General features: G+C 52.9%; 14 protein-coding genes. 4 read left to right on the forward strand and 10 right to left on the reverse strand.

All coding sequences use genetic code 11. The features are described 5' to 3' along the window. Positions 1–22: 22 nt before the first annotated feature. The 9 genes from CHH67_RS17615 to CHH67_RS17650 all read right to left on the reverse strand — a co-directional run bounded on the left by CHH67_RS17615 (position 23) and on the right by CHH67_RS17650 (position 6,092). Positions 23–421, reverse strand: a complete 399-nt coding sequence (locus CHH67_RS17615; protein ID WP_095266515.1) for a hypothetical protein — start codon at positions 419–421, stop codon at positions 23–25. A 239-nt stretch (positions 422–660) separates the two neighbouring features. Further along, positions 661–999: an antibiotic biosynthesis monooxygenase gene (locus CHH67_RS17620; protein WP_095266516.1), complete on the reverse strand. Its 339-nt coding sequence runs from the start codon at positions 997–999 to the stop codon at positions 661–663. Positions 1,000–1,137: 138 nt separating this feature from the next. Then, a complete protein-coding gene (locus CHH67_RS17625) occupies positions 1,138–1,545 on the reverse strand; it encodes a hypothetical protein (protein ID WP_095266517.1) in 408 nt (135 codons plus the stop codon). Positions 1,546–1,660: 115 nt separating this feature from the next. Further along, entirely contained in the window at positions 1,661–1,825 is a 165-nt protein-coding gene (locus CHH67_RS26245; RefSeq protein WP_176475565.1) for a hypothetical protein, read from the reverse strand. A gap of 21 nt (positions 1,826–1,846) precedes the next feature. Continuing rightward, entirely contained in the window at positions 1,847–3,070 is a 1,224-nt protein-coding gene (locus CHH67_RS17630; RefSeq protein ID WP_095266518.1) for a glycosyltransferase family 4 protein, read from the reverse strand. 12 nt (positions 3,071–3,082) lie between these two features. After that, positions 3,083–3,799, reverse strand: a complete 717-nt coding sequence (locus CHH67_RS17635) for a glycosyltransferase family 2 protein (RefSeq protein ID WP_095266519.1) — start codon at positions 3,797–3,799, stop codon at positions 3,083–3,085. 182 nt (positions 3,800–3,981) lie between these two features. After that, positions 3,982–4,308, reverse strand: coding sequence for an AzlD domain-containing protein (locus CHH67_RS17640; RefSeq protein ID WP_095266520.1), 327 nt, complete (start codon positions 4,306–4,308; stop codon positions 3,982–3,984). Next, positions 4,299–5,033: an AzlC family ABC transporter permease gene (locus CHH67_RS17645; protein WP_095266521.1), complete on the reverse strand. Its 735-nt coding sequence runs from the start codon at positions 5,031–5,033 to the stop codon at positions 4,299–4,301. The genes CHH67_RS17640 and CHH67_RS17645 overlap by 10 nt, the downstream gene beginning before the upstream one ends. Before the next feature lie 141 nt (positions 5,034–5,174). Then, positions 5,175–6,092, reverse strand: a complete 918-nt coding sequence (locus tag CHH67_RS17650; protein ID WP_095266522.1) for a DMT family transporter — start codon at positions 6,090–6,092, stop codon at positions 5,175–5,177. 79 nt (positions 6,093–6,171) lie between these two features. Here CHH67_RS17650 and CHH67_RS17655 point away from each other — a divergent pair, with 79 nt between their 5' ends. Then, complete coding sequence (locus CHH67_RS17655; protein ID WP_095266523.1) at positions 6,172–7,527, forward strand: TrkH family potassium uptake protein; 1,356 nt, start codon at positions 6,172–6,174, stop codon at positions 7,525–7,527. A gap of 126 nt (positions 7,528–7,653) precedes the next feature. Here the strand turns inward: CHH67_RS17655 and CHH67_RS17660 are convergent, their stop codons facing one another. Next, positions 7,654–7,923 carry a hypothetical protein gene (locus CHH67_RS17660; RefSeq protein WP_095266524.1) on the reverse strand — a complete coding sequence of 90 codons (270 nt, stop codon included), beginning with the start codon at positions 7,921–7,923 and terminating at the stop codon, positions 7,654–7,656. 138 nt (positions 7,924–8,061) lie between these two features. Between CHH67_RS17660 and CHH67_RS17665 the strand changes: the two genes are divergently transcribed. The 3 genes from CHH67_RS17665 to CHH67_RS17675 form a co-directional block, all read left to right on the forward strand. Then, complete coding sequence (locus CHH67_RS17665) at positions 8,062–9,294, forward strand: aminopeptidase (protein ID WP_095266525.1); 1,233 nt, start codon at positions 8,062–8,064, stop codon at positions 9,292–9,294. A gap of 122 nt (positions 9,295–9,416) precedes the next feature. After that, positions 9,417–10,646, forward strand: coding sequence for an aminopeptidase (locus CHH67_RS17670; RefSeq protein WP_095266526.1), 1,230 nt, complete (start codon positions 9,417–9,419; stop codon positions 10,644–10,646). Between the two features lie 506 nt (positions 10,647–11,152). After that, positions 11,153–11,413: RNA polymerase sigma factor (locus CHH67_RS17675; protein ID WP_280523045.1), on the forward strand; the 261-nt coding region annotated here is incomplete at its 3' end.

An 11,413-nucleotide genomic window follows, 5' to 3' on the forward strand; every position in this document is an offset into this window, starting at 1 on the left:
CAATTGCTGATGCCGGCTTCACTTACCCTTCGATGAGCGCCAAATATTTAATGTAGGTATCGCCCTTTTTTGCCAGCAGAATCGGTCCAAGATGCGGCTTGGATTCGTAAATTTCCGTGCCTTCCGGCAGGACGGTCGCCATGCCATCGACAAAGGGACGATTCTGCTCATACACTTGCTGGATCGTTCCAACGAGGTCTCCCGGCTCCAGCTCCTCCTCCTGAACCCACTCGATCTCTTCTGCGTTGAGGTAAACGAGGCCCTCCCACTGAAAAATATCCGCGCCCGGCTCCCGGGCCAGCAGCTGTTCGGCGGTGACATTGCCGATGATTTCGGTCCGCTGTGCGCCTCCTTCGCTCTCCATCGAACTGCATCCGCTGAAAGTCAGCAGAACGGTAAGCAGCAATGCAAAGATCTTCATCGTTGATCTCCTCCTTTCACTACTCTTCAAACGGCCAGACTGTAGAATTTGTTGCATTTAATTCCAATTATTAGATGGTAGATTCGGAAAACAGGCGGTCTTTCCACCTCGATCTGCACAACAAAAAAAACACAGCCTCCGTATCTGGAAGCTGCGCCTTTCTTAAGGTCCGGTTGATTATATTATTATAAGCCTCGTATTAAAGCCTTACTGTTATGTCTCTTCTTTATGACTCCGAATTATGCCTGATCCTTATGCTGGCCTTCTTTGACCGCTTTCACATCGTACATATTAACATTAACGCTTACAAGATACTCGGGCTGCGGCTTGCCGCGCTTCTCCCGGTGTCCTTGAATATGAGCGTCGCTCTTCTCCCAGTTCTTCCAGTCCTCGATCGATCTCCAGCGAATGACAACCACCACTTCCTCCACATCGTCTTCCTGCTTCTTCCGGTTCACCATCACGGTCTTGTCGATCAGCCCTTCCATCGCGTCCATCGGGCTATCCTGCGTGAAGCGCTCGATCACTTGATCGGCAAAGCCTTTCTTCACCACCATCGTTCTCGTTTGAATAAGCATATATGAAGCCTCCTCATCTGGTTCTGCATGTTATCTATCATCTCTGCTGTTATCAATTAATACGATATATCGTTATGATATAACGATATATCGTATGGTGTCAAACGCGTGTGCTGGTTTGCATAGATTATGGATGAGCTAGATGATGCGCTGCTGGATTTCACTCTGGATGAGCCAATTTCCATCGATAAACTGCCAGTTTTCAATGGTGAAGAATTGCGCCACCTTATTATCCCTATAAGTAATGGACAGGTCATAGAAGACGACCGCCTGCTCGTTGTCCTTCAGCCTGATCACGCGGTGATCGAAGTTTTTATGGTCGCCCAGCAGCTGGTTTACGGAATCCTGCATCCCTTTCCAGGATTCCTCGGCATTAAAGAACAAGGGCTTCGCACTTGGATTGTCAAAAAACGCAACGTAGTACGCTTTGGCCATCCGATCCAAAGCCGTCGTGTCTCCTGTCGCCATTGCCTCATGCCAGTCTGATATGTATTGATCATGCATTATCGTAAATCGATCAACGGCTTCCTTCGTGATTAGATTCATAGGGCACCATCCTTTAGAGTTATAATTTCAAGGAAAATTATACCTGAACTGCAGGTAACAAGATAGGGGCTACCCCCATGCCCTTGATAGGCGAAGAAGTAACCCCACCAGCCCCTTACGGGTTAGAAACGACCGTATCCGGCAGCTTGTAATCTTTCGGCAATGAAGCGAGAATGCGATTGAATACAACGTAGTCCACCAGAATTTCAGGCGTGGATACCTGCCGGTGAAAGATCCGGTTATACAGATCGCTCATCACGGTAAATGCTTGCTGATTCATCAGCTTCCCCTCCATGTTGTTTTATCGCTGAGTCAGCGCGCCATGATACATCATCAGCATCCGCTGAACCATCAGATCCATGGACCAGTGATTCATGGCAAAGGCCTTCGCATTCTGGCCGAGCCTCATCCGGTAATCATCGCGTTCGAGCAGAAGATTGAGCTGCTGTGCTACCGTGTATGCATCGCCAACCGGCGAGATCAGACCGGTCTGACCATGCTGCACCATTTCGGGCAGGCCGCCGGCACTGGATACGATGCAAGGCAGCCCGGCCATCTGGGCTTCCATAACCGAATATGGCTGATTATCCTGAATGCAGGTGTGGACAAAAATATCCGATTGAGTCAGCATCGCCGGCACATCGTTTCTGGACCCGTGGAAGAATACATGGTACTGGAGGCTGCTGTTGACCGTCTGCAGTTCCAGTTGCCCGCGATAGTCGCCGTCCCCTACGATCCAGCATACCCAATCGTCACGCATATGCCGCAAAATTTCCAGCGCTGAGATCAGCACATGAATCCCTTTCACATAGACCAGCCTTGCCGGACAGATAATTACTTTTTTGCCTGGGGGCCGCACGACCGGGGTGCCTGCATTCATCTTGGCATAAAAGGCCGGCGCATCAAATCCATACTGAAACACGGCTACCCGGTTCTCCGGGACACCGAACTCGCCAACGAGAATGTTTTTCGACCACTGATTGGCGGCAATCGTAATGTCCGTTGCCATCGCTGCATGATACTCCATGGAAGGAAAGTATCTCCATGCAGGACTCCCCTCCGATATTCCCATCTCCGGATGGTTGCGGAAATGGTCCATCATTTCGCGCGCTACAGAGCCGTGAACATGAGCAATCAGCGGCGTTCGCTTCGGCTTCACCCGACTGAGGGAACGCGTGGCAAATACATCCTGTGTGTGGATGATATCATAGCTCTCCAGGCCAAAATAGGCGGCCGACAGCTCCATAAAGTATCGCTCAAGCTCATAATTGGTAATGACCGGATGTGCGTTCAGTTCCGGGACTTGCGCCGATGCCAGCTTAGCCGACAGAATCGGCAGCAGCGCCTCCTTGGCCAGCTCCATCCCATGTTGATTCACGATGTGAATTTTTTTGTAATCCGGACTGTTTCCCATCATATCCACTTGATGCCCGTGGTTCTCCAGGTGCTGCTTCAGCTGGACCATAAAATTCCAGACGCCGCCGACATGGGGGATCAGCCAGTGGGTTGCGAGCAGTATCTTCACACGTTCTCCCCCTTAACCACCGAGTTGAGCCGCCACATGCTGCAGTAAATTGCGGTAATTATTCTGTACCATTTGATACTCACCGGCAATTCTGGCCCGGTGCTGAATCGTGCCCATCTGCTCATGGACCCGGTATTTGGTGAGGCAGTCCGGCATATACCCGAATTTCGCCCCGTTAATGGCCAATCGAATCCACAGGTCATAATCATGCGTAAAAGGAAGATGATCGTTAAACATCCCGACACCGGCGATCCATTCTTTTTTGGCGATCACCGTACACCCATTGATCGGATTCGAATAGGACAGCTGCCGGCACAGATCGGCCATGCCTGCCATCGGAGCCGGACGGTACGGATCGGTAATCCGGCTGTGCTGGTCGATAACCGAAAAGGCGGTATAGCTTACGTCCAATCCATGCGTGAGCATGAATGCCATCTGTCTTTCAATTTTGTGAGGCTCAAATTTATCATCCGAGCTTAGCCATGCGATATACTCACCCGATGCATGCCGAAATCCGTGGTTGAGCGCATGAGCGGTCCCGCCGTTAGCCTTGCCCAAGTAATACACCCGGTGCGTATAAGGTGCAATTAGATCGGCATGCCGGGTTGACCCGTCATCCACAACGATGATTTCGACAGCGGGATAGGTCTGGTGAATGGCGCTTTCCAATGCCTCCTGTATATATGGGCAATTATAAAAGGGTATGACGATCGTTACCGTCGGCATCATCCCCTGTCCCCTCCTTCTGCCTATCAGGTTCGATTACACTCAAGCAAACATCATGGTCTAGTACACCTTATGCAATCTACAGACATTCCGAAAGGACCCCTGTCCCCTGACATTCGTCCAAATATGCGAAATAAAAGAGCTGCCCCCATCATGCGGCAAGCATGTGAGAACAGCTCCAGTATTCAGATCACAAGACGCAGAACAACAATTGTGATGATGCCGACAATCACCGTGGCGAATAGGCTCTTCGTGATGAACGCCGTCAGAAAGGCCGGCACCGCGGCGGCGATCTCCAGCAGATTTCGGCCCGGATCGACCTTCCCGTCAGCCAGCAGCAGCTCCTGGGCCAGCAGCGCAGCCATCACCGCGACCGGCACATGATCCAGCCAGCGCAGCAGCGCTTCCGGTATGCGCAGGCGATTGAGCACCATGAGCGGCAGCACCCGGGGAATCAGCGTGACGATGGCAGAGCCGACAATGAGCAGAAAGATATGCCATCTTACTTCCATCGTTCCATCACCATCCCCGCCGTGGCCGCCACGAGAATCGCCACAATAATCGCCGCGCTCGGCGGCATCAGGAAGCTGGCCAGTACAACGGCCGCTGCCGCACATAGCGCAACGAGCAGGTCGAGGCCGAATTTCTTCCGGCTGATCATCTGCAGCGCGAGCAGGCCGATGAACATGCCCGGCAAGGCAAAATCAAGTCCCCATCGCTCCGGGTTCGGTATCCAGTCGCCGACAAGCCCGCCGGCTACATTAGCTGCACACCAGTTCAGATAGGCGGTCAAATTCAGCCCCACCATCCATTTATAGCCGAGCTTCTTCTGCTCCTGGGCTTTGGTCGAAGCCACGCCAAACGTTTCATCTGTCAGCAGCGAACCGATAAAAAAGCTTTTTCGAGCCGACAGCTTCTCAAAATAAGGAGCAATTGCCGCACTTAACAGCAAATGCCTTGCATTGACAAAAAATATCGTCGTGACAATGGTCGCTATGGGCGAGACGGCCGCCACCATACCAGCTGCGATAAACTGGGCGGAGCCCGCATACACAATCAGCGACAGCAGCGCGATCTCCATCAAGCTGAAGCCAGCGGTCCGCTCCACCACACCGGCGGCAAAGCCGATGCTTAAATAGCCGAGCAGCGTCGGCACACAGTCCTTAACCCCTTGCAAGTAAGTATTGCCCTCGATCGGTTTCGAGGGGCTGTGCTGTACTTCCGTGTTCACTTCCATCCGATCCCTCTCACAATCTCTTGGTCTATCCATACTCCAAACCTGCCTTCATTATAACATGGCACGCCTGGCGATGAGTGACAACTTCCCGCCCGTCCTCACAATCAGCTAATCAGCGGTATGCTCACCCGCCCCATATCGTTATCCGGCTTCTTCCTGCCGAAGCGGCGTGACCGCCCTGCTTGCCTTGTTCCCTTGCAGGAACATCACCAACCCGAGCATCACGAGCGCGCCTCCTGCCGCCTGGAGCAGGCTCATCGATTCGTTAAGCAGCAGGAAGGCCAACAGGCTGGCTCCAACCGGCTCGCCGAGCACGCTCATCGACACGGTGGAAGCCGAGGCATATTTCATGAGCCAGTTGAACAGCAGGCTGCCGAACACGGTGGGCACGAATGCCAGCAACGCGAAGATGCCCCACTCTGATGCAGCATAGCCGGTAAAAGGAACGCCCAGCGCGGCATTGTATACGGCCAGCACAGCTGCTGCGAACAGGAACACAAGCAGGCTGTACAGGTACGCGGGCAGCCGCCTCAGCAGCAGCTGACCCAGCAGCATGTGGACGGCGATCGCTGCGGTACCGCCAAGCGACATCAGATCGCCGGTCAGATGACCCTGACTCCCGTCGAACCCGCTGCTTCCGATCAGCAGGAACACCCCGGCAAAGGCGATCGACATGCCGATCAGCGCCGGGATATGCACCCGCTCCTTAAACCAGAAATACGCGCCGATCATTACAAATACCGGCTGCAGGGCAAGAATAATCGTGGAGCTGGCCACACTGGTCCACCGGAGGGAGCCCATCCAGAGCAGAAAGTGAAGTGCCAGCATGAAGCCTGAACAGGCTAGCAGCGCCCAGTCCGTGCGCGTCAGCTTCCTGATCTCGGCGATGTATTTGCCGCTAAACGGGAGCATGATCAATGCGGTGATAATCAGTCTGTACATGGCCTGAATCGAGGTCGGGCTCTCCGCCCATTTGATGAATATGGAAGAAAATGAAATGGCCACAATCCCAATGATCAAAGGGATCGGTACAGGAATTGGCGGTTTGTCTGCATTCATGGTAGTTGAGTGATTCACCTTTCGTGTTATGATTAGAAAGTATGGCTTTTGCAATAATATCAATAAAGGACCTGACGACATGAAAAAAAAGAACCATTTACGCAAACCTTTAAGCCCGCCTAAATTTCTGGCTCTCGGCTTTGCAGCGATCGTGCTGATCGGCACCTTTCTGCTCAAGCTGCCTATCGCCTCCTCGGACGGCACATCCACGCCGTTCGTCGATGCGCTGTTCACGGCCGTATCGGCGACAAGCGTTACCGGCCTGGTCGTGGTGGACACCGGCACCCATTGGTCATTCTTCGGCCAGATCGTGCTGCTGCTGTTGATCCAGATCGGCGGACTCGGCTTCATGACATCGGCTACGTGGGTAGCGTTGATGTTCAACCGGCGCATCTCCCTGCGGGAGCGCATGATACTGCAGGAAGCGATGGGACATACCCAGATGTCCGGTATCGTGGATCTGATTCGAAGAGCGCTCATTTACTCGATCATTATTGAAGCCGCAGGCGCAATCCTGCTGACCATCCGCTTTGCCATGGACATGCCGTTGTCTGAAGCGATGTATCTGGGCATATTCCAGAGCATATCCATTTTCAACAATGCGGGCTTTGATCTGATGGGTCTCCATCACGGGCCTTTCAGCGGATTTCCCGCTTACGTGGCAGACCCGTATGTGAACCTGGTCTTGATGGCGCTGATCTTCCTCGGCGGTATCGGCTTTATCGTCATCTTCGACCTGATTGAGTATCCGAAGACACGCAAAATCTCCCTGCATTCCAAAGTGGTGCTGACCGTTACCTCCACCCTGATCGTGCTCGGTGCAGTTCTGCTGTTTATTCTGGAGTTCAGCAATCCAAGAACGCTTGGGCCGCTATCCACTCCGGTCAAAATGATGGCCTCCCTGTTCCAATCGATCACCCCCCGTTCCGGCGGGGTCAGCACGATTGACATATCAGGGCTGCAGCAGTCCTCCCAGTTCTTCATGGTCATCCTGATGTTCATCGGAGCTGCGCCAGGCTCGACCGGCGGCGGAATCAAGGTAACTACCTTTGCGATCCTGATCGGCGCTGTGGTGGCAATGATTCAGGGCAAACGCGATGTCGTCCTGTTTCGCAACCGGATTGCTCAGGCGGTCGTTTATAAATCCATTACGCTGACGATCCTGTCGCTGCTGCTGCTGGTCGGCGCCTCCATGTTCCTGTCGGTCACGGAGCAGGGTGACTTCCTGATCATTCTGTTCGAGGCGGTATCGGCTTTTGCCACCGCTGGTCTGTCCATGGGACTGACACCCGAACTGTCGGATATCGGCAAGGTAACGGTCTCGTCGCTGATGTTCCTCGGACGGCTCGGGCCGTTAACGCTGGCCTATGCGTTAAGCCGCCACAACCATAAGGATCTGTATCGTCATCCGGAGGGCAAGATTATCATCGGATGATGAGACAGACACCGCGGGTACGGCCATAAGCTCACAAACAAACCGTGCTTTCACCTTTAAAGGGGAAGCACGGTTTTTGCGCTATCTATGGCTCAATTGTTGATGCAGGTCACGCTCCGCTATGTACTACAGATCCCCCGCCTCAATCGCTGCATCCAGCAAATCGTCAAACAGGTCGTCATTGTTCTCGATCAGCTCGTCTACCGCCAGGAACTGCTCTTCCAGACCGGGCTCGTCCGCAAAATTCAGGCTGTAATCCCAGTTGCGCCCGTCTTTGCTGTGGAACGTAATTTCATAAGGTTCAGCATGGCCTTCATAGGCAAAGATCGTGTATCCGATAAAATGATCCTCATCATCCCGCTGCATCCCGGCACGTTCAATTTGAATCTGTGACACCTTTTCATCCTCCTTCAACAGTTCATACCCATAAGACACAATATAACACTTTTGCGCGTCTGTCATTAATGTTTTTAATATGTACATTCATCTAGTATAATATGGTGGAAAATCTATATTCGTATTGGAGGGTACCAAATGTCCGATTTCTATACATCGCTGGACAAGTATGCCGAATTGGCAGTAAAGGTAGGTGTGGGCGTCCAGAAAGGTCAAACCTTGGTCGTTCACGCGCCTGTCATTGCTGCAGACTTTATCCGTTTAATTGCCAACAAGGCATATGAAGCGGGTGCCCGGCTGGTCAAGGTGATCTGGAACGATGAAGCGATCACGCGGCTTCAGTTCGAAAAAGCCGCAGATGATGTGTTTACGGAAGAGCCTAAGTGGCTGGCGGGCGAGCTGACCGAGCTCGTCGAGAACGGAGCGGCTGTGCTGCATGTGCTCTCCGAGAATCCCGACCTTCTGAATGGCATTGAATCCGGCCGCATCGCTAACTTCTACAAAACCCGCGGCGAAGCGCTGAAGCAATATCGCGCCTACCAGCAGTCTGACAAATTCAGCTGGTGTCTGATCGCCGTTCCTTCTCCGGAATGGGCCGCTAAAGTGTTCCCCGATGTTCCGAAGGAAGAGCAAGTCGATAAGCTGTGGAACGCGATCTTCCATACGGTACGCGTCGATCAGCCTGATCCGGTTGCCGCCTGGACGAAGCATCTGGAGACACTGGATCAGAAATCCGCGGTGCTGAATGCCAAGAAGTACAAGAAGCTGCACTACATCGCCCCGGGCACCGATCTGACGATCGAGCTGCCGGAAGGCCATATCTGGGCGCAAGGGGACAGCATCAACGAAAAGGGACATGCCTTTGTCGCCAACATGCCGACCGAGGAAGTGTTCACCGCTCCGCTCAAGACGGGCGTGAACGGCACTGTCCGCAGCACGAAGCCGCTCAGCTATGCCGGCAACATCATCGACAATTTCTCGCTCACCTTCGAGAATGGCAAGGTGGTCAGCTTCACCGCCGAGACCGGCCAGGAAACGCTGGAGCAGCTGCTGTCCATGGACGAAGGTGCTCGTTATCTGGGTGAGGTTGCGCTCGTTCCCCATCAATCCCCGATCTCGGAGTCGAATATTTTATACTACAACACCTTGTTTGACGAGAATGCCTCCAACCATCTTGCGCTCGGCAGCGCCTATGCCTTCTGTCTCGAAGGCGGCAAGGGACTGAATCATGAGCAGCTGCAGGAGCGCGGCCTGAATACCAGTGTGACCCATGTGGACTTCATGATCGGATCTGCGGATATGGATATATACGGCATTACGGCAGACGGTCAGAAGGAGCCTGTATTCCTGAAAGGAAATTGGGCATTTTAAACAGCGTACTCTAGGGTGCGGCAGCCATTCAGCTTCTGTCTGGATGGCTGCTTTCCTAAACCCGACATCAATATGAATTGACCTTAGGTTAATTATAGAAAAAGGATAACGGAGGAATGAACATGGCAAGTTTTGAAGAGAAGCTGGAACGATACGCGGAGCTTGGCGTCAAGGTGGGCGCCAATGTGCAGCCAGGGCAAACGCTGGTTGTCAATGCGCTGATTGAAGCCGCTCCCCTCGTTCGTCTCATTGTAAAAAAAGCATACGAAGCCGGTGCCAAGCTGGTCAAAGTGAATTATAGCGATGAAATCGTCAACCGCATCCGCTATGACCTCGCACCGGATGAGTCTTTCAAGGAAGCGCCAACGCATTACGCCCAGGAGGTCACTGAGCTTGCTGAACAGGGTGCTGCCTTTCTGACTGTCCTCTCCTCCAATCCGGACCTGCTGAAAGGCGTTGATCCGGAGCGCATTGCCACGTATCAGCGTACATACGGTGAAGCGATGTCCAAGTACCGTCAGTACCAGCAGGCCGACAAGATGAGCTGGACCGGCATCGCCTTTGCATCCCCGGATTGGGCTGCCAAAGTGTTCCCGGATGTGCCGAAGGAACAGCAGGTCGAGAAGCTGTGGGATGCGATCTTCCATGCGGTTCGCGCTGATCTGGATGATCCGGTCGCGGCCTGGGAGAAGCATATCGACACGCTGCAGAAGAAATCCGATGAGCTCAACCGGAAGAAATATCACAAGCTTCGTTTTGTATCCGAGGGAACCGATCTGACCATCGAGCTGCCGGAAGGCCATATTTGGGCGCAGGCGGGCAGCCATAACGAGAAAGGCGAGCGCTTTGTTGCCAACATCCCGACCGAAGAAGTGTTCACCGCTCCGCTGAAGACCGGTGTAAACGGCACAGTGCGGAGCACGAAACCGCTAAGCTATGGCGGCAACATTATCGACAATTTCACTCTGACGTTCGAGCAAGGCCGCATTGTCGACTTCTCTGCCGAGCAAGGTCAGGATACGTTGGCCCGCCTCATCTCGATGGATGAAGGCTCACACTTTTTGGGAGAAGTGGCGCTGGTGCCGTACCGCTCCCCGATCTCGGAAAGCGGCATTCTGTTCTACAATACGCTGTTCGACGAGAATGCCTCCTGTCATCTGGCGATCGGCAGCGCCTATGCCTTCAATCTGGAGGGCGGCAAAACGATGACGCCGGAACAGCTGCGAGAGCACGGCCTGAACGCCAGCATTACCCATGTCGATTTCATGATGGGCTCGAAGGATCTGAACATTACCGGCATTACCCGTGACGGCAAGGAAGAGCCTGTTTTTATCGACGGCAATTGGGCATAAAACCCGCTTATTCCATGGGCAAGCCCTGCTGTCCAGCCTGACGGAGTCCGTTAACATTCGCTCTATATCGTGTATCGTGCATGAGCGTCAGACAGCCCTTCGCCCTTTGTTCTCATTCGGGCAAGGGCTGTCCCAAGCTCGGCTTGGCGGTGTCATCCGCCCTAGTTCCGCTGCGCTCCTCTCCCCTTTCGGGATGGATTCCACCCCACGCATCCACCGCTATGATCCCGAACCGGCGATCTGATGATGCTGTTTCTGGATGTATTAGCACGCCCTTTCACCTCCACTCGGTTTCTCGCTTCCATTATGATTCGTCTCGGCCTGTTTCCCTCCTTCTTCAAGTTGACAACACCGAACCAAATTTCAATAATGATCCACCCTATTTGTCCATATCAGTTGGTATAAGCTTCTTTGCTTTCTAATAAGAATGAGGTGGGCTTTTTCACACAACTTGATGTAAAATGATGAAAGAAATAGGATGGGAACGCCAGAGAGGAGATTATCGAGTGTCCAACCGATTACAGCTCCTGCTCGCAGCAGAATTCGCTGATCTGAGCGAAGCTTTGCAAGAACAAATCTATTACGAATTTTATGATCTGGTCTATGGACAGATCCTGTATATTGTTCGAGATCATGCTGCGGCCGAGGATATTATTCAAGAATCATTCCTGAAAGTGATTACAAGCAAGCCGGAATTTGAGAATGAAAGCAAGATGCGGGGATGGCTTCGAGTCGTTGCGAAGAACTCAACGATGAATTATTTAAGA

Origin of the sequence: Paenibacillus campinasensis, assembly GCF_002272015.1 — a bacterium.
GTDB classification, from domain to species: Bacteria; Bacillota; Bacilli; order Paenibacillales; family Paenibacillaceae; genus Paenibacillus_AQ; species Paenibacillus_AQ campinasensis.